Annotated in this window: 17 protein-coding genes; 15 read left to right on the forward strand and 2 right to left on the reverse strand. The window is 39.7% G+C overall.

Translation table 11 applies throughout. The annotated features are described in order from the left end of the window. The first annotated feature begins 85 nt into the window (after positions 1-85). From Q0590_RS25785 to Q0590_RS25855, 15 genes are all read left to right on the forward strand, one after another. On the forward strand, positions 86-670 hold the full coding sequence (locus Q0590_RS25785) for a protoglobin domain-containing protein (protein WP_302040516.1): 585 nt from the start codon (positions 86-88) through the stop codon (positions 668-670). A 157-nt stretch (positions 671-827) separates the two neighbouring features. Next, positions 828-1,826 carry an alpha/beta hydrolase gene (locus tag Q0590_RS25790; protein WP_302040517.1) on the forward strand — a complete coding sequence of 333 codons (999 nt, stop codon included), beginning with the start codon at positions 828-830 and terminating at the stop codon, positions 1,824-1,826. A 156-nt stretch (positions 1,827-1,982) separates the two neighbouring features. After that, a complete protein-coding gene (locus Q0590_RS25795; protein ID WP_302040518.1) occupies positions 1,983-2,801 on the forward strand; it encodes an alpha/beta fold hydrolase in 819 nt (272 codons plus the stop codon). Between the two features lie 194 nt (positions 2,802-2,995). Further along, complete coding sequence (locus Q0590_RS25800) at positions 2,996-5,287, forward strand: histidine kinase dimerization/phosphoacceptor domain -containing protein (protein ID WP_302040519.1); 2,292 nt, start codon at positions 2,996-2,998, stop codon at positions 5,285-5,287. Positions 5,288-5,414: 127 nt separating this feature from the next. Continuing rightward, positions 5,415-6,959, forward strand: coding sequence for an aldehyde dehydrogenase family protein (locus Q0590_RS25805; RefSeq protein ID WP_302040520.1), 1,545 nt, complete (start codon positions 5,415-5,417; stop codon positions 6,957-6,959). A gap of 1,682 nt (positions 6,960-8,641) precedes the next feature. Further along, complete coding sequence (locus tag Q0590_RS25810; protein ID WP_302040521.1) at positions 8,642-9,406, forward strand: SDR family NAD(P)-dependent oxidoreductase; 765 nt, start codon at positions 8,642-8,644, stop codon at positions 9,404-9,406. A gap of 21 nt (positions 9,407-9,427) precedes the next feature. Beyond that, the gene (locus Q0590_RS25815; protein WP_302040522.1) at positions 9,428-10,342 is read left to right on the forward strand and encodes a helix-turn-helix domain-containing protein; all 915 of its coding nucleotides are present in this window, start codon (positions 9,428-9,430) and stop codon (positions 10,340-10,342) included. Between the two features lie 148 nt (positions 10,343-10,490). Further along, positions 10,491-11,228 carry a helix-turn-helix domain-containing protein gene (locus tag Q0590_RS25820; protein WP_302040523.1) on the forward strand — a complete coding sequence of 246 codons (738 nt, stop codon included), beginning with the start codon at positions 10,491-10,493 and terminating at the stop codon, positions 11,226-11,228. Between the two features lie 280 nt (positions 11,229-11,508). After that, on the forward strand, positions 11,509-12,453 hold the full coding sequence (locus Q0590_RS25825; protein ID WP_302040524.1) for an NAD(P)-dependent alcohol dehydrogenase: 945 nt from the start codon (positions 11,509-11,511) through the stop codon (positions 12,451-12,453). A 70-nt stretch (positions 12,454-12,523) separates the two neighbouring features. Further along, positions 12,524-13,273 (forward strand): pirin family protein, encoded by a 750-nt coding sequence (locus Q0590_RS25830; protein ID WP_302040525.1) that lies wholly within the window; start codon positions 12,524-12,526, stop codon positions 13,271-13,273. A gap of 243 nt (positions 13,274-13,516) precedes the next feature. Beyond that, on the forward strand, positions 13,517-13,930 hold the full coding sequence (locus tag Q0590_RS25835; RefSeq protein WP_302040526.1) for an SRPBCC family protein: 414 nt from the start codon (positions 13,517-13,519) through the stop codon (positions 13,928-13,930). Positions 13,931-14,006: 76 nt separating this feature from the next. After that, positions 14,007-14,903, forward strand: a complete 897-nt coding sequence (locus Q0590_RS25840; RefSeq protein WP_302040527.1) for an SDR family NAD(P)-dependent oxidoreductase — start codon at positions 14,007-14,009, stop codon at positions 14,901-14,903. A 90-nt stretch (positions 14,904-14,993) separates the two neighbouring features. Next, a complete protein-coding gene (locus Q0590_RS25845) occupies positions 14,994-15,734 on the forward strand; it encodes an SDR family oxidoreductase (protein ID WP_302040528.1) in 741 nt (246 codons plus the stop codon). A 126-nt stretch (positions 15,735-15,860) separates the two neighbouring features. Next, complete coding sequence (locus tag Q0590_RS25850; RefSeq protein ID WP_302040529.1) at positions 15,861-16,943, forward strand: alkene reductase; 1,083 nt, start codon at positions 15,861-15,863, stop codon at positions 16,941-16,943. A gap of 139 nt (positions 16,944-17,082) precedes the next feature. Beyond that, entirely contained in the window at positions 17,083-17,895 is an 813-nt protein-coding gene (locus Q0590_RS25855) for an alpha/beta hydrolase fold domain-containing protein (protein WP_302040530.1), read from the forward strand. A gap of 284 nt (positions 17,896-18,179) precedes the next feature. Here the strand turns inward: Q0590_RS25855 and Q0590_RS25860 are convergent, their stop codons facing one another. Continuing rightward, on the reverse strand, positions 18,180-19,100 hold the full coding sequence (locus Q0590_RS25860; protein ID WP_302040531.1) for a helix-turn-helix domain-containing protein: 921 nt from the start codon (positions 19,098-19,100) through the stop codon (positions 18,180-18,182). Between the two features lie 8 nt (positions 19,101-19,108). Beyond that, positions 19,109-20,011, reverse strand: a complete 903-nt coding sequence (locus tag Q0590_RS25865; RefSeq protein ID WP_302040532.1) for an NmrA family NAD(P)-binding protein — start codon at positions 20,009-20,011, stop codon at positions 19,109-19,111. Between the last annotated feature and the right edge of the window lie 22 nt (positions 20,012-20,033).

Below are 20,033 nucleotides of genomic sequence, written 5' to 3' on the forward strand. Positions count from 1 at the left end.
TATCTACGTAGGTATCGAGGGAATCTATGTCTTCTGTATATTTTAATACATCCATTTTAATTTATTATGTAATTCTTTCTATCCTATGCAAACTCAAATAGAGCAAATTCCAGGGTATACTTACGGACAAGTAGACCCATCGCCAGTTTCTGAAGCCGATTTAGATTTATTAAAACAGACCGTATTGTTCTCTGATGAAGATGTTCAGTATTTACGCCTAGCAGGTATCATATTAGAAGATCAAACAGATGCAGTGCTGGATGTTTGGTATGGCTTTGTTGGTGCCCATCCGCATCTAGCAAGGTATTTTGGAAAAAACAACAACTTAGATGCAAATTATCTGGCTAATGTTAGAAGGCGTTTCGGAAAATGGATTATGGATACCTGTACTCGTGCCTATGATCAGGATTGGCTGAATTACCAGCATGAAATTGGCCTCCGGCACTTAGTAAAAAAGAACCAGACGGATGGAGTAGATGCTGAACCTATTATCCATTTCCGCTATTTAGTTGCTTTTATTGTACCTATAACCGCTACTATAAAACCTTTTCTGGCTAGCAAAGGTCACTCGGCGTCGAAAGTGGAAAAAATGTATGCTGCCTGGTTCAAAGCCACTACCCTTACCGTCACATTATGGTGCTATCCTTATACAAAAGCCGGTACTTTTTAAAAGGCTGGGTAGTGCTGCTAATGACTAATAGAATGCCGCACATAGACATTGTTGCAGGCAATATTCTCTTCCATCTTTAAATCAGTTCCTCCATTCAGATACGCTTCACAAAAGGTATAATTATTTCTTTTATTCAACCTACACAAACAATCTATTTATGAACAGTTCAGCCACTTTAACCCAGCCAGGTGTAGTACACTATGCCGAAGACCCACGTTTAGATCAAGGCACCAAAGCATTCTTAACAATGCTGAATTCTGCTGGTGGCCCTCCGCTGGAATCTCTTTCTCCGGCAGATGCCCGTATGGTGCTGGTAAATGCGCAAACATCTATGAATGTAGACTTATCAGGTATCGAGGTATCAGAAAAAACAATTTCCAGCGATGGATACACGGTGAAACTTTTTATTATCCGTCCGGAAGGAGTGAAAGAGGTGCTGCCGGTATTTATGTTCCTGCATGGCGGGGGCTGGGTATTAGGCGATTTTCCTACCCACAAGCGAATGGTACGTGACCTGGTAGTATTATCAGGATATTGTGCTGTTTTTGTGGAATATACCCGTTCACCTGAGGCCAGGTATCCACAAGCGTTACATGAAATTTATGCAGCCACCAAATGGGTAGCCCAAAATGGTGCAGAAATAGGTGTAGATGGTACTACTATGGCAGTAGTAGGCAATAGTGCCGGAGGAGATTTAACAGCAGCGACCTGTTTAATGGCCAAAGATAAAGGAGGGCCAGACATTAAGTTGCAAATTTTATTATGGCCGGTTACCAATGCTGATTTTGAATTGAACTCGTATGAGGAATTCGGAGAAGACCGTTTTCTGACTACCTCTGTGATGAAATGGATGTGGGACCAATATGTACCAGATCTGGAGCAAAGAAAAGAAAAATACGCTTCGCCTTTGCAGGCCACTATAGAGGAGCTAAGAGGTTTACCACCCACACTAATTCAAGTAGCCCAAAATGATATTCTACGAGATGAAGGAGAAGCCTATGGCCGCAAATTAGATCTGGCAGGCGTACCAGTGACTACGATCCAATACAATGGTATGATTCACGATTTTGGCCTCCTGAATGGCTTAGCCCATCTGCCTGCTACCCGTTCTTTATTTGTACATGCAGCGGCTGAATTGAAAAAATACCTTGGTTAATAAAACAGGCAGGTAAATACTGAACTTGTATTTACCTGTCCCATCTAAATAAGGAGTTAGAAAAAAAATTAATTCCTGTTACCTCTCAATATCCTTCTCCTGCTAGTGTTCTCTGCTATTTCAGGATAACTCATTCACCCCTCACTTACCACTGTTATGCAAAAATTAATGAACAGTTTGCTGCTCATCGTAGCCGCATTATTTCTTTCTACTGCCTACATGAAAGACGACGATAATCATGTGCCAGGTTCTGCTAAAACCTTTGTGCTAGTACATGGCTCCTGGCAAGGTGCGTGGATCTGGCAAAAAGTTAAAGAAGATCTGGAGAAAAAAGGTCACCGGGTGGTGCCTGTAGAATTGCCAGCTCATGGAGATGACCCAACATCACCAGCTAATGTTTCCATGGAAATGTACCGGGATAAAGTAGCTTCTTTCATTGGAGAGTTGGGTACAAAGGTAATTCTGGTTGGCCATAGCATGGGAGGTTCTGTAATAACTGCTACAGCAGAGAAAATTCCAGACAAAATAGAAAAACTAGTGTATATAGGTGCCTTTGTTCCTGCAAACGGGGATGACTTACTAAAATTGCAAGGCATGGATCAGGGATCTGAGTTAGGCCCTGCACTGGTACCTTCCGAGGATCTGCTCACCATAGGTGTAAAAGCAGATAAATTGGTATATTTGTTCTGTCAGGATGGATCTAAAGAAACACAAGAATTGCTAGTAGCCAAATACCGGACTGAACCCACCATTCCATTTACCTATACCTTTGCGCTGACTAGTGCAAATTTTGGCAAAGTAGATAAATATTATATCCATACAGCCCAGGACCGGGTAATCAGTCCGGATTATCAAAAGAAAATGGCTGACGCAGCAAATATTACTAAACGGTATACATTGAACACAGGCCATAGCCCTTTTTTATCCAAACCATCCCTGGTATCCAGCACCTTGTTAGATATCATTAAAAAATAACCAGAATGCTTGTCTGGCAGATTTTAACTGAAAGCTATCAAAGCTTAGCTTTCAGTTTTGCAATCCAACACAGAGCAGTTTAATTCCATATTTGTCTATATCCGCTTTTCTGTTGTATATATTACTCTAAATTTTAGACAATGCCTTCTCCATTGTACCTTTCATAGATAAAAGCTGATTAAAGTACTTATCATATGAAAAGGCCTGGAATAATTATACTTCTGCTATTTGTTATTCATTGCTATTGTTATGCACAGGATATAACATTAAAGGAAGCTGAGCAAGCAAAGCTCTTGTTAAAAACAAGCAAACAAGATACAAATCGTATCACCTTACTATATAAGGTAGGCCGTTTTTCTATCGAAAAACCAGGGGAAAATAAGACAGATCTTGATAGTGCATTTATTTATATTCAAGAAGCTGAAAGACTTAGCAAAAAGCTCTCTTTCCAAAAAGGTATTGCCTATGCTTATTTACTCTATGCAATGGCCTACCGGGAAAAAGGCGAGCAACAGGCAGGAAAAGAGTTAGCAAATAAAGCCATATCCTATTCAAAAAAGCACAATTTAAAGTCAGTGCTGGGTGAATCCCTGCTTGAGTATGCATATTATTTTGATCATTACAATGCTGAGCAGTCGCTAGAGAAAATCAATCTTACACGTCGAGCTGCAATTAGTTTCCAACAGGATGGAAACATAGAAAAGCAAGCCTATTCACTAAAGCAGCTGGGAGATTTACTTGCAATAAACGACAGTATTCCACAAGCGATACTAGTTTTGAAAAAATCTCTGTCTCTGTATCAATCCATTAATTACACGCGCTTACATGGAGTTTACGATCTGATTGGTGTTCTGTACGCCTATATAGGCGATCATCAAACAGGCTTGGAGTATGGATTACTGGCGGAAAAGACTGCCCAACTAGTTAAGGACACAACCATTCAGTTGTGTACCATTTATAACAGGATTGGGCTTACGTACTCTGGTCTCAACGATGATAAGCGGGCCTGTCAATACTTTCTGAAAGCCTATGCAGTAGCAGAAAAATACAAAGATATCAAAAGTATTTACCTGATTCAAAGTAATATTATCCGATCCTATATAACGCTTGGCAGAACCGATGAAGCGCTTGATCTTATCAGGCAAACCATAAATAGGTATCCACAGCCTGAGCATAAACCTATTCAATTGAATATAAATAAATTATACCTGGCCATTTATATGGCAAAGAAAGATTATATAGAAGCGCAAAAATTTTGCGATAAAACACTAGACCTGGTTAAAGAACCTGGGGTAGATCAGCGTGCCAATCATTCTACCTATGGCAACGCCATTGAATTATTTCTAATAACTCAACAGTATAGCAAAGCAGAACATTATTTAAAAGTACACAAGGAATTAATTAAAAAGGATGCTGCCCCATTACCTATGTCTAGGAATTATCTGCAATGGTTTAAACTCGACTCAGCCAGAGGCAACTACATTTCAGCAATTGACCATTATCAACATTATCGGTTGATTGAGGACTCATTATATAATTTGAATAAAACTAAACAAATTGAAGCCCTTACTTTAGAGTATGAGACCGCAAAAAAAGACCAGGATATTAAACTAAAAGAACAAAGCATTGATCTGTTAACCAAACGAACTCAGGTTCAGCAGAGTGAAATCCAGCAATCAAAAATCATTCTAACCACTACTTTAGTAAGCATACTTTTGCTTGGTACCATTATAGGACTCCTCTACAATCAATACCGGATAAAGCAGAAAACCAATAAGCAGTTGCAACAGTTGCTTTCGGAGAAAGAGCATCTGCTTACAGAAAAAGAATGGTTATTAAAAGAGGTTCACCACCGGGTAAAGAATAATCTTCAGACTGTTTTAAGTTTGCTGGAATCCCAAGCTCATAATCTGAGTAATGATGCTTTAATAGCTATCCGGGAAAGCCAGAACCGGGTGTATGCCATGTCTTTAATTCACAAAAAACTCTATCAGGCAACTGATGTAGCTTCTATCAATATAGAAGAATACCTTAAAGAGTTAATCCAGCATTTGCGCGAAAGTTTTAGCGATGACTACCATATCAGCTTTAACCAAAGCTATGAACCTATCTTACTAGATGTTTCTCAGGCGGTACCCATTGGACTTATTGTAAACGAAGCAGTCACCAATGCATTCAAGTATGCTTTTTCTAAACAGAAAATCAATAATACTATTTGGGTTGAATGTAAAACATCAGAAAATAATGAAGTTATTCTTACCATTGCCGACAATGGCAGAGGCTTGCCTACCGACTTCTATGCTAAAAAAAGTAATGAAGGATTGGGACTGAAGCTCATTCGGGGATTAACCGACGATCTTGAAGGTAAATTAGAAATAAGATCAGAAAATGGATTGACTATCTGTATAAGCTTCAAAGCCACACCCACACTGAATGAAGCCGTTGATAAATATGCCATTTTATCTGACAGTGCTATTGCCCTATGAGGAAAAAATTCTGATAATTAAAATCTAATTTGTTGAAGCTAACATTTGGATTACTTACTCAATTAGAGTTAGCTTTAAATGTTTCTACTCACGATTGTATTTAGCTTACTCCAAATACATTTTAAAAATGGCAAAAATTGTTTCCCCACACGTAGAGTTTTCCTCCCTCCTTGAGCAGGTAAAAGGGGTAACTCCCGAAATAGTTGATCCAAATGGAAATTACTTGAACCTGATGGAGGGCCGCTGGCAGCAAGCAGGCTCTCCCAAGGAATTTATATCCCCTATCAATAACGCAGTAATCGGTAGTTTGCCTATGCTGGACCGGGCCAATGCGTTGCGCGCCCTACAAGGTGCTCACCGTGAAGCGGCTGACTGGTGCCGTATAGACCTGGATGAGCGGAAGCAACGTGTGCAGAATTGTCTTGATGAGTTGCGTATCCATGTGGATCTGATCGCAAAACTTTTAATGTGGGAAATTGGGAAAACGTACAAGCTTGGTTTTACCGATATCGACCGCTGTATAGATGGTGTGCAGTGGTACATAGACCATATAGAAGAAATGCTTGGACGCCGGGAACCTTTAGGGGTAGTATCAAACATCGCCTCTTGGAACTATCCGATGTCAGTGTTGATGCATGCCGTACTGGTGCAGGTACTGTGCGGCAATGTGGCCATAGCCAAAACACCTACCGATGGTGGATTTATATCGCTGAGTGTGGCCTTTGCTATCGCCCGCCGCTGCGGTTTGCCAGTTACGCTGGTGAGTGGTTCTGGTGGGGAACTGAGTGAGGTACTGGTAAAAGATGGGGCCATCGATTGTCTTTCCTTTGTAGGAGGACGTTATAATGGCCGCAACATTGCCGATGCCCTGGCTTCTGTTCACAAGCGTTATATGCTGGAAATGGAAGGGGTGAACACCTATGGTATTTGGAATTTTTCTGATTGGAATAGCCTTGGGGAGCAGCTCAAAAAAGGCTACGACTATGGCAAACAACGTTGTACTGCTTATGTACGCTTTGTAGTTGAGCGCCGTTTATTCCCGCATTTTCTGGAAACGTACTGGAATTCCATTCGCAGCCTTAAAATCGGCAACCCCACAATAGTAGACAAACCAGAAGATAAACTACCTGATCTGGCTTTTGGACCGGTCATTAACACCCGTCAAGCTCAGGATCTGGATAGACTGTATGCAGATGCTCTCAAAACCGGGGCCACCCCTTTTTATGAAGGTAAGCTGGACGATGCCTTATTCTTACCTAATCAGGACCGATCCACATATCGAGCACCGCGTGCGCTGGTAAACCTGCCACGCCAAAGTGAACTATACTTTAAAGAACCGTTTGGCCCGATCGACTCTGTTGTGCTGGTAGACCGTGTAGAAGAACTGGTGGGTGAAATGAATATTTCTAATGGCGCACTAGTTGCGGCCGTTGCCTCAGATGATTTAAAATGGGCACAGCGTACCGCAAGAGAGGTGCGTGCTTTCAAGGTGGGCATCAACAATCTTCGCTCCCGTGGTGACCGGGAAGAAGTTTTCGGAGGCCTGGGCGAATCATGGAAAGGAGCTTTTGTCGGGGGTAAGTTACTGGTGGAAGCTGTTACGCAGGGATCACCTTCGGAACTAGTTCTGGGCAACTATGTAGATGCAACCCTATTACCTGAGAAAATCTAATAATATCTCCTGTTTAGTTTACTAGACCTGCACTTGTAGCTAAAATCAATAGATATTGATCAGCGGATGGCTGTATTCAACACTTATATTGTAGAATTAGAAGCCCACAGAACTACTTTGGCTGCTTAGTCTCATAGTTTGGATGTAGAAATGAGGACCGTGTCTTGGAAAGTGCTGGGTTTTATTTTCATATAAAATACTTCTTATTAAACCAAAGAGGTAGCTAACCAAATATACCTAAAATTAGATATTGACATAATTTACATACTATATCAATCTTTACTCACCTTGCAATTCAAAAATCAATCATCTTATATAAACATTTTCATGAATTTTCATAATATTCAGAGCTAACTCAAAATAGTTAAATCTTTTTATCTATTAAAATAATTACTCTATGATGAGTAATTATCTGTACATCTTGTGTAAATATTCAGCAATACAAAAAAGTTGTTGGTATAATAAGAGATTATGATTCTAATGCAATCATTGAAAATGCAACTATAACCGTCTTCTCCTTAAAGAAAGAATATATTATTGATTGTCTGGGGTATTTTGCGTTGCCACTAAAAAATTTAGAAAAAAAACCATTGTTCCTTCTGCCCGATGAATTTAGAATAGAAATCCTCTTTTCTGGTTGCCGATTGTGCGAGATGTAAAAATAAAATAACGGTTTTGTATCCGGATTTGGCTCTCTACCCTTACAGCACTTAGTTGATGTAGTTAGTAGAAAGATAGATCATTTTTAAAGTTAATAGCGACAAGCCCAAAAACACTCCTTTTGGATTAAAAAATCAACCTCAAAATAAGCTCGGCAATTTGGCTACTGCAAGTTTAAAAACAAAAAACCGCCAAATTTCGCAAATTTAGCGGTTTTTGGAGTGATTCCGTTTGGATTCGAACCAAAGACCTACTGCTTAGAAGGCAGTCCCCTGTATACTCTCTGTCAGACACTTAGGCTATACTGGTCTGAAATAGGTCCGAAAAAATAATTTTTAAACTACCCTTTTTATCTTGTTTGGCTAGGAAAAATAATTCACTTAAGCTCAGCTTGGGAAGCATTTTGCTCAAGAACAGTCCCTTAAAAGCGGGAACCCTCTCCCCTCTTATTCTTTGCTTTCATTTGAACGTAGAATGTTCTTATTTACTAGATTGGATAGACTTTAATTAGGATCTTGTATCTGAGTGGCTGCCTTTTCTTTTACTCAACCAACAATTTATAATTAAGTACTCCCTGCAAAATCAGCCATATTGGCAGCAGTTACAAAAAGTGGTTAAAAAAATCAAAGTTCACTTAGCTAAATTTCATGAGTTTTTGTTACCCTTTTTCTCTTTCTTCTCACAGGCTATTGACTTATTTTAACTATATGTATGACTATGCAATTTTCTCCTTGCTTGATGTGTGATCTACATAATTTTTTCTCCTCTTGCCCTTTTTGTTGCATCAAATTAAACCAGTAGCACATCATGTCACGGTACAATGTCCATGACAAGCACACCTGCCTTCTTAAATGAATGTCCTTTCCGGTAAATGGCTTTTAATGAATATTTGAAAGATAAGTATTTACGACGATACATCGACGTATGGATAAGTATTTAAAATGGCTACAAGAATCACTAATTTAGCTACAAAAGTCAATTAAGATGTTTTGAAATTTGTGTCATAATATAAATTCAAAATTATGACAACAAAAAATAAAACTGCAATAGTAACAGGTGGAAGCCGTGGTTTAGGTAGAGATATGGTTATCAATTTGGCTAGAAACGGAAACAACATCATTTTCACCTATCGTAATAATAAAGTTGAGGCAGATAAGGTGGTACAGGAAGTAGTATCAATCGGCCAGAAAGCTAGAGCTTTCCAATTGGATGTGAGTGATATCAAAACCTTTGACACTTTTGTAGTCCAGGTTAGTCAGCATTTACTAGAACAGGAGGGTTCACCTAATTTCGACTTTTTAATAAACAATGCCGGAGCTGGAGTATATGGTTCTGTGAGCGAAACTACCGAAGAAGCATTTGATACTATGATGAATATTCACTTTAAGGGAGTTTACTTTTTAACCCAAAAACTCTTACCATTATTAAATAATGGCGGAAGAATAATTAGTATTTCTTCTGGATTAACCAGGATTTCTTTTCCGAATGTGTCTGCTTATGCGAGCATGAAAGGGGCTATTGAAACCTACACCAGATGTTTGGCAAAAGAATTGGGCAATAGGCAAATTACCGCAAACACCGTCGCACCGGGTGCTATAGCAACTGATTTTGGTGGAGGTTCAAACAAATCTGATGAAAATAAAAGGAATGTAATAGCATCAGTTACAGCTTTAGGGCGTGTGGGTGAACCCGGAGATATTGGTGGGATAGTCGCTTTTTTATGTACGCCGGAAGCCGGCTGGATGAATGGACAGAGAATTGAACTCTCAGGCGGAATGATGGTATAATATTATTTTTAATTTTGAAACATGAGCCAACATCAGGTACATAGAGTAAGATCGATTGCTGAGTTTCATAAAATGAAGGGTTTGCCTTCACCTCAGCATCCTTTAATCAGTTTATTTGATTACAGCAGCTTTGAATGCTCCAAAGAAATAAACAATAAGAATTTTGTATTCGATTTTTATCACATCTCTATCAAACGGAGTGTGGGTGCTAAATTCAAGTATGGCCAGAATCATTACGATTTCGAGGATGGAGTTATGTTTTTTATAGCACCCAATCAGGTTTTTGGCATTGAAAAAATTGAAGAAATTGCCACAACTAAAAGTGGCTGGGTATTAATGATACATCCTGATTTTTTATGGAACACTCCCCTGGCAAAAAATATAAACCAATATGAGTTCTTTGGCTATGCAGTAAATGAAGCGTTGTTTCTTTCCGAAAAGGAAGAAGCAACGCTCAATGCTATAGTTAAAAATATCGAACAGGAATACAATGCTAATTTAGATAAGTTCAGCCAAAATATAATTGTTTCTCAAATTGAGACCTTACTTAATTACTCCGACCGCTTTTACCAAAGACAATTTCTAACCCATAAAGTTAATAATCATAAAATTTTAGCGCATGTAGAGAAGATCATCGAAGATTATTTCAATAATGAAAATACAACAGGTTTACCTAGCGTCCAACACATTGCTCATTCGTTGAATATATCTCCCATGTACTTAAGCAGCTTATTAAAATCTCTAACAGGGCTAACCACACAACAACATATTCATGAAAAATTGATAGAAAAAGCAAAAGAAAAACTATCAACCACTGAATTAACAGTTTCGGAAATTGCTTTTCAATTAGGCTTTGAGCACAGTCAGAGCTTCTCGAAATTATTTAAAAATAAAACTAGGGTGTCACCCATAGAATTTAGAAGTTCATTTAACTGACGACAGTATCCGGGGCTTGAAAATGCGCTGATCTATCTAAGCTGGTTAATGGTAGGCCGAATATTTGGAGCACATCTATTGAGAAAAAGACATTAACGCTATATAGAAAGTATATTCCCGACAATTAACATCAAATAGTTTAAGTTACATGAAAAAACAGATCCATAATCCGTTCATTCTTGCCCTTAAAGCCCGCAACCTCACTGTAGAAATTCATCATCATTCTGCCTATCAAATCGTTTTATCAAACGACACGCCCTTTAATTCAACCATCAGCGGAGTACTCTTTGAACGTATTCACGGCTTTTTGATCAAACCACATGTCACACATTTTTGCGTTGCCGAAAAAGGAACATTGAATGTTTTAAATATAGAACCCTACTCAACTATTGGTTTGGAACTAGCAAGCAGATTTAAAGAAAATCAGGAGTATATTGTTTTCGACTCACCCCCAGAAACGAATGCTTTCTTTCAGACACCAAAAGACAGTTTAGATGTTAACAATATAGTTGATGCTTTGCTGTCTCAATTACCTGATGCCCACTATGATGAAAGAGTTACAAAAATAGTTGAATACATTAAGGCGAATTACTTTCAAACAGAGATAACACCGCAAACATTTGCCGATATAGTTTTCCTTTCGCCATCCCGTTTAGCGTCACTCTTTAAACAACAAACTGGTAGTAGTTTATCTAAATATTTACTGTGGACACGGTTACGCCAGGCAATCTATCTCACACTTTCTGACAAGGATAGAAGCCTTACCGATATTGCCTACGATACCGGCTTCTATGACCTCCCACAATTCAATAAGTATATGTACGAAATGTTTGGAATGCCTCCTAAAGCCCTAAAGTACAATAGTGATTTGATTCAAGTTTATTAGCCGGGCTCTACCCCCTTTTGTATTCTCGTTTAACACGGCGGATAGGTTACTAAAGGCACCTTCATTTAAAGGTGCCTCTAGCTTTTATAGCTCATCCCATTTTCAAAAAGGCAAAAGTTATCCTATATACAGATGTTATTTTGATATTTTTACTATACCTATTTTGATTTACTCATAATAAAGTCCTATCACCTTAGGCACAACAGTGATCTGATACAAGTTTGACAAGCTGGTTGTTATCAACTTTGTGATATCATTTTAAACAAGTAAAAAAGATATCATGAAAGCAATCGTGTATCAAAAGTTTGGAAACATAGATGTTTTGCAAACTCTGGAACAACCAAAACCTACTATTCAATCAGATCAGGTACTAATAAAAGTAAAAGCATTTTCTATCAATCCAATGGATTGGAAAATCAGAAAAGGTGAAATGACATTAATGTCGGGCTCAAAATTTCCAAAGCATACAGGAACTGATTTCGCTGGCATCGTTGAAGATATCGGGTCTTCAGTGGTTGGCTTCAAAAAAGGCGATGAAGTTTTTGGAGTGGTAAAAAATATGATGAAAGAAGGTGTTTCAGCCGAATATGTTGCCGTGCCCTCTTCTTTAGTCTGGAAAAAACCTTCTACTATCAGCTTTCCTCAAGCGGCTTCTATTCCGGTAGTTGGTACTGCGGCACTTACCGCATTACAAAAAATGGGTACTATCACTTCACAAACTAGCATTTTGGTTAATGGTGCTACCGGTGGTTTTGGCATGTTTTTACTTCAGTTATTAAAACAACGGGGCGCACACGTAACAGCCGTTACAAGCACTGCGGGGGCAGCAATTGCAAAAAAATGGGGAGCAAATTCTATCATAGATTATACAAAAGAAAATGTGCTTTCTCAGAAAGCTACCTACGACATTGTGATTGACTTATCAGGCAAAATGGGCTACCAAAAGGCCAGACAACTCATGAATGCTAAAGCCCTGTTTCTAAACCCAACACCCAAGCCAATCGAAATTCCCCTTGCACTTTTCAAAAACTTATTTACTGCCAAAAAGCACATCGTCATACTCTCAAGCCCCTCCACTACCTATACTGATGTGTTGCTAGGTGCAGTAAAGAATGGGTTACAGATCGAAGTGAGCAAAGTATTTCCATTTGATCAGTACAAAGAGGCCTATCAATATGCCCAGCAGGGCGGTTACATCGGAAAAGTGGCCATAGAACTTAATTAAAAATAACAAAGCAGATGTTGCCTGACATCTTTTGCGAATTCCATTCACATCATCATTAATAATCACAACAATGCTAACAAAAATAGACAATGCCATTAAATATGGGAAACAGCATGGCGGCTTTGGCATACAGATTTTATATCCGGGGCTTATCCGGCCCGAGTTACACGATACCGGTTTTTCCAGCATAGGAAGAATAGACCATGCGCGCATAACTCCAGGAACACTTATTCCCATGCATCCACATAAAGATGATGAGATCCTCACCTATTTGAGAAGTGGCAAAGTAAAACATCTTGACTCCCAAAAAAACACTGACCTTATCTCAAATCAAAGATTGATGGTGATGAACGCAGGGGCAAACTTTTATCACGAAGAAAGGGTGTTAGAGGAAGGAGGTGTTTTAGAAGGGCTACAAATATTCATCAGGCCGGAAACAGCTGGTCTTCCCCCTCAAGTTCAATTTTATCAATTGCCTGAAACGTACAGTATCAACCACTGGCGAAAAATAGCCGGTAAAGGCGATGATTACCCACTGCAAATCAGAAGTAATACCCATTTGATGGATCTGCGCTTAGAAAAGGGTGAAGAAATTCTCTTACCCGAAACACCGTCTGAAAATTCTGCCTTCCTGTTCTATGTATTTGACGGAAAAATAAATGTCAATGAAACCATAGCTCTTGTCACAGGGGAGAGTGCATTGATTGAAAAGGAAAGTCCAACATTCCACGCAGTTGAAACAAGTGATATTGTACTGTTCATTACACTAACAAACGGGCTATACTTTGACGGCGGAATGTATAGTGGCAATCTCCACTGATTACTTGGCAATCAAAGCAAGAACAGTGATTTGATACAAGTTTATCCCTTTCAATTAAAGCAATTTTGTATTGTAATCGAGTAACAACTACTAAATCATCCTGAAAATGACAACTACTAAAGAAACGAAAGATCCCAACAAAAGTCCTGAGATAACCCTTGCAATGACCATCCATTCTCAAATTGACAGGGCTTTCAATTACATCGCTCCAATCAACTTGATGCACACTTTCGGGGAAACGCCATGATTCCGGCAATCATTGATACAAGCGTAAAACAAGGATGGAATAAAGCAGGCCTGCAACGGACAGTTTATTTTAAAGATGGATCAACCTCTCAGGAAACCCTTCTAACAGTACATGAGCCCACTTCCTTTTCATACAAGAACGAACATTTTACTTCGAGAGCACTTTCAGCACTCCTTAAAAGACTTGAGGGAGAATGGCTCTTCACTGATTTGGGAAATAACAAAACAAAAATCGAATGGACTTACCGGGCTGTTCCAACCAATTTTCTCACCAGGTTTATAGTCAAGTCGGTGCTGATGAAAGCTGTGCAATCCATGCTTAAAAATGCACTAGATATAATAAAACGTGATTTGGAGAGCGGGCAGTTAGAAAATGGAACTACCTGGAAAGTACCATCTCAAGAACAGTGATTTGATACAAGTTTTACTTTTTTAATCACCACATCTTTACATAGTAATTAATCAACAACCATTTAAACATAATAAAATGAAAAAGAAAATAGTCATTCTCGGAGCTACTGGAACCATTGGCAGCAAAATTTCTGAAAACCTTTTACATGACGGCCATCAGGTAACATTGATCGCAAGGCACACCGAAAAGTTAGAGAAATACCGCAGTCTGGGTGCCGAAATCATTTCAGCAGATATCACCGATGTGGAAACGCTGACAAGTGCCTTTAAAAATGCCGATAGTGCATTTGTATTAGTACCTGATAATGTAAAAGCCGAAAACACAAGAGCTTATCAAAGACAGGTAACTGGCAGGCTACTTGAAGCCATCGAAAAGTCTACTATCAAATACATTGTCAATATGAGCAGTGTGGGCTCTCACATGCATGAAGGCAATGGCATGATGGGGGGAACCGGTGAACAGGAAGTCAGATTAAATCAGCTCGAAGCAGTAAACGTACTGCACATTCGTTCAGCCTATTTCATGGAAAATTTCTTACGAACAATTGGGTTGGTTAAAAAGATGGGATTCAATGGTACAGTAGCAGATGGCGACCATTCAATACCCATGGTAGCCACAAAAGATGTAGCTAAAATAGCAGCTAACCATTTAGCTAATCTTGACTTCAAGGGTAAAAGTGTTCATGCTGTCATGGGACCTAAAGACTATACGTATAGAGAGTTTACCAGCATTATTGGGAAAGCCATTAACAATCCCGATTTGCCCTATGTGCAAATTCCGGTAGAGCAGGCGACACAAGCCTTTTTAAGCAACGGTTTTACAGAAGATTTTGCCAATAATTTAATTGAGATGGGGACAGCCATTAAAAGCGGCTTCATGAATTATCAAAAAAGAGATCATTCCACGACCACTCCCACTACAGCAGAGGACTTCGTAAAGGAGGTGTATTTCCCTGCCTACAATAAACAATAAGATCAAATACCTATTTGGCTGATGGGAAATAGTAATCCGTTCACCATTGGTTAAATAGCCTTCACACCAATCATCATAAAATATACGAAGATGAAATCAGTATTAGTTACAGGAGCCAATAAAGGCATTGGCCTGGAAACGGCAAAACAACTCTTACAAAAGGGTTTTCATGTTTATCTGGGAAGCCGTGATGTAGAGAATGGATGGGAAGCAGTTGAAAAGTTAAAAGCAGAAGGACTCACCAGTGTAGAAGCAGTGCAGTTGGATGTAACGGATGAAAATTCAGTTAAAGCTGCCCGTGAAGCAATCGGTAAAAAGACAGATGTTTTAGATGTTCTCATCAACAATGCAGGAATTAATGGAGGCCCCCCCCCTTATAGTGCCCTTGGGGCAAGTTCAGATGAGCTTACCGCAGCATTTAATACCAATGTAATTGGCGTAGCAAGAGTTACGCAGGCTTTTATTGATTTATTGCGAAAATCACCCCAGCCAAGAATTGTGAATGTAAGTACCAGCGTAGGTTCGCTATCACTGCAGAGCAATCCTGAATGGCCGGTTTACAACTATGCCAAATTTGCAGTTTATGCTTCTTCAAAAGCTGCTTTGAATATGTACACCATTCACTTAGCGTACGAGCTGCGGGGTACTCCTTTTAAAGTAAATGCAGTTTGCCCGGGCTATACAAAGACTGATTTTACCGGCCATAATGGAGCTGATGTTGAAGTTGCCGGAAGACGTATTGTAAAATACGCATTGATTGGCCAGGAGGGACCTACAGGTAAATTTTTCAGTGAAGAAACTAATCCTGAAACTGGCGAAATCCCCTGGTAACAAAAACATAAAGCCATCAGTGAATTCAGTCATCATCACTTTAAAAACAGTGATTTGATACAAGTTTATCCTCTCTTATCCAGACATCTTTGCATCATAAATAATATAACAAAAATTATAAATATCATGAAATTATTAGAAAAAACACAGTTAGGAAATTTAAACTTAAAGAACAGAATGGTCATGTCTTCCATGACCAGAAGCCGGGCAGACATGTACGGTGTAGTAGGTGATATGACAGTTGAATACTATACGCAAAGAGTGAGTGCTGGTCTCCTATTCACAGAGGCGATCAGAATAAGTGAACAGGCAACCGGCAGTCCGCTTACACCTGGCATTTACACAAGCGAGCAGATCGAGGCGTGGAAAAAGGTTACCAAATCTGTACACGATCATGGAGGTCTTATTATCGCCCAACTCTGGCACACAGGCCGTGCAGGTCACTCTACTGACAGGAATGGTAAATTACCCCTTGCGCCATCTCCGCTAGCCATACAAGGAATGCAACATTTCACTTCCCAAGGTTTAAAGGATTATGAAACGCCCCAGGAAATTACCATTGACCAAATCAGGCAAACAGTAAAGGACTACGGGCAGGCGGCCAAAAATGCGATAGCAGCCGGTTTTGATGGGGTTGAACTTCATGCTGCCAATGGTTATCTGCCAAATCAGTTTTTAGCAGAGAGTGCCAATCAGAGGACGGATGACTATGGCGGCAGTATTCCCAATAAAGCCCGTTTTGTGCTAGAAGTAATGCAGGAGTTGATCACTGCTGTGGGCGGAGATAAAGTAGGCATTAAAATTTCGCCTTTTCATCCGTATGGCAATATGGTTTTGAATAATCCTGTTGGCACATACACTTACCTGATTGAAGAGCTGAACAAATTAGATTTTGCCTATGTCGAGTTAATGAAGCGAAGCCCGTACTTCCCTTCGCCTGCGCACTATCCGGCGGATAACGAAATAGAACTGTTTGGCAGAATGATACAGCAAACGGTTATTGCCAATACGGCTTATGATAAAGCAACCGCTGAAGCAGAACTTAAAAAAGGCATAGCTGGGCTTGTCTCATTTGGAACACTGTTTCTGGCAAATCCCGATTTACCAAAACGGTTTGAAAAAGATGCCGCACTTAACCAACCAGACCGGGCAACCATGTTTGGCGGCGGAGCACAAGGGTATATCGATTATCCATTTTTAAATAATTAAATGGTAATGCAGTGAATAATTTCAATAAAATTTAAAAGATAAAAAAATGAGCACCATATTCAAATTATACTTTTCATTACCTATATTCCTTATAGGTATCGCATCCGTAAATGCACAAAACCCTATTTCCGACAGCATAATGACCAAAATAACCCAGGAAAGAGCATTCTATGAAACCTTGGGGAAAAGCTACCCGGCAGATAATTCTGTTACAGTCAATGAGGTTACAATCGCGGGAGTGAAGAGCTATTGGTTTAACGAAAAGCTTATAAACCAAAAACATATTATCGTTTATTTACACGGTGGCGTATATGCTTTAGGCAGCATCAATTCATACCGTGCCATGATAAGCCACTTAGCTAAGAACTTAAATTTGCCCATTGTATATGTGGAGTATTCTCTGGCACCTGAAAAACCTTTTCCAGCAGCAAAAAATGAAATTTTTAGTGTATACAGTGCGCTGAAAAAGAAATATCCTGAGCATACATTTACAATTATGGGAGACAGCGCAGGCGGAGGTTTAGCAATTACATTGGTGCATGACTGTATTGATTCCAAAATAGCATTACCCAAATCATTAGCCTTACTATCTCCATGGATTGACTTGAAAACAAAAAATAATTCTTATGTAACCAAGCAATCAGTAGACCCAATATTAAGCAAAGACATGTTACATTACCATGCGCTTTTGTATGCGCCAAATAGCTTGAAAGAAGCTGATCCAAGCGAATTGAAGTTTAAACAATTTCCACCGGTATTTTTATTGGTAGGTACAGATGAAGTACTGAATGACGATTCAAAAAATTTTTACAACTATATTAAACCTATTCAACCAAAATCAAAGCTAAAAGAATTTAAATACCAAAAACATGTTTGGCTGGTTTCACATATTGATTCTAAAGAGTCAATAGAGGCAATGAATGATATTAAAGCATTTATATCGGCCAACTAATGTACTCTAAAATGCACTACAATGGACCGGAGGGATTTTAATGACTCTGTTATAAATAACAACCCGAGACATTAGCATGAATAACCAAAATAGAAGTATAACAGATAAGAAGTAAGTGATTATAAATAAAAAAGAAAGTCTAATATTATTGCGTATTCTGGCTCAGTATCTCCAGAATACGCAATAATAACATAAAATGGCTCGACTTAATCATTACAATTGCTGAAACTGCCCGGTGTAGGCCCACTTCCAACAATTCTTTCTTGGTGTCGGCAGGGGCTTGTTCAAGTAAACAGTTGCCTAAATTCTAATGGCGACTGATTGGTTTTGGTCTTGAATAATTTGCTGAATGATTGGGGATGTTCAAAGCCTAATTCGTAAGCAATTTCACTGACCGATAAGTTGGTGGTAGAGAGTTTCTCCTTTGCTTTTTCAATAACTTTGTTGTGGATATGCTGCTGCGTGCTTTGGCCGGTCAGTACTTTGAGCAAGCCGCTTAAATAATTGGGCGATACATGTAAGCTATCGGCAATACATTGCACAGTAGGCAAGCCATTGTTTTCCACAGCATCGCTGTTAAAGTGTGTAGTTAATATTTCTTCCAGGCGGCTCAGGATTTGGTGATTCGCAATTTTGCGAGTCAGGAACTGCCGGTGGTAAAACCGTTCAGCATAGATCAGCAAGAGTTCCAGTTGGGCGATCATTACCGGTTGGCTGAAGTTATCCGGGTTACCTACATATTCCTGCCCAATACTTTGCATAAGGGTGATAAGGGTGGATTCTTCTCTGGGCGATAGAAATAAGGCTTCATTTACTGAATAACCGAAATATTCGTATTGCCTTATGGTTCTAGCTAAAGGTGTATTCCATAAAAAGTCAGGATGGATGAGTAACATCCAGCCCGACCGTTTGGGTTCTTCCTCTTTATAAGCCTCTACGCCATACACTTGATCGGGCGCAATAAAAAACAAAACGCCTTCATTGAAATCATATTCCTGCTGCCCGTATCTAAAGCGTATATTTACGTTCCGCTTCAGGGCAATCGAATAAAAATCCAGTACATAATTTTGGGGTCCCCGGTCCCTCACCTGTTTTACGTTTTCGAAATTGATGACACTTATCAACGGGTGCTCCGGCTTGGGAAGCCCCATGTGCAGGTGGTATTGACTGATGGTTTTAAAGCGGAGCAGGGGTAAGTTGGCCATAGCTCAATTTAACTATTTTGCCCATAAACGGAGGCAAATTCTTTGGCAAACTCTCTCAGCTTCACCCGGCCTATAACCGTTGGCCGGTTAGCATAATAATCTTGGGCCAATAATCCACTGTGCAAGCCTGCATACATCTCCACTAAACCGGCGGCGATTTTAGGGTTCATTCCGGCCGCGATTAGACCACTTTGCATTTGCTCATTGGTAATGATATGCCATGGTAAATCCGGTTTGCCGATGGCCTGGCCCAAAATTCGGGCCGTCTCCGCGCAGCTTAGTTCTTCACTGGCCACGTAGCGTACTTTTCTACCGGTAAATGGCTTATCCAATTCTTGCGCTATGGCATCTGCAATATCTTGCGGGGCAACCCAGGGCACTACGTCTTCAGCCCCATAATTGGCTGCTATCAGGCCTTGGTTTTTGATCATATCGGCATAGCCATATAAATTGTAATAAAAAGAAGTGGGCCGCAGGTGGGTAATGGCAATATGAGAAGGAAGCCCATTTAAAATATGTTCTACCTTGTTTGCCCCTACCAAAATGCCGTTGCCTTTTTCTAAATGGGCTCCAATACTGCTTAGATTTACCACCCGCTTTACGCCCGATTGCCCAATGGCCTGGGCATAGTTTTGGCCTAGGCGGCAGTAGTAGGCGATTAAATCCAGGCTGTGGTCGAAGTAATTATTAGGTGGCACCATGGTATAGACAGCATCTGCGCCGGTAAAAATGGCCGTTAGGAAGTTTACATCTTCTAGCGAGCCAATGGCAGCGGTGGCACCTAATTCTTGAATAGGGTTTTGTTTTTCCGGATTGCTGCTGATTACCGTAACGGTATGCCCTTTTTGTACGAGTTGCTGGGTTAAGGGTTGGCTAATGTGGCCTAGAGAACCGGTGACTATAATTTTCATCTGTTTTGCTTTTGGTTTACAA

Origin of the sequence: Rhodocytophaga aerolata (assembly GCF_030503435.1) — a bacterium.
In the GTDB taxonomy this organism is placed as follows: domain Bacteria; phylum Bacteroidota; class Bacteroidia; order Cytophagales; family 172606-1; genus Rhodocytophaga; species Rhodocytophaga aerolata.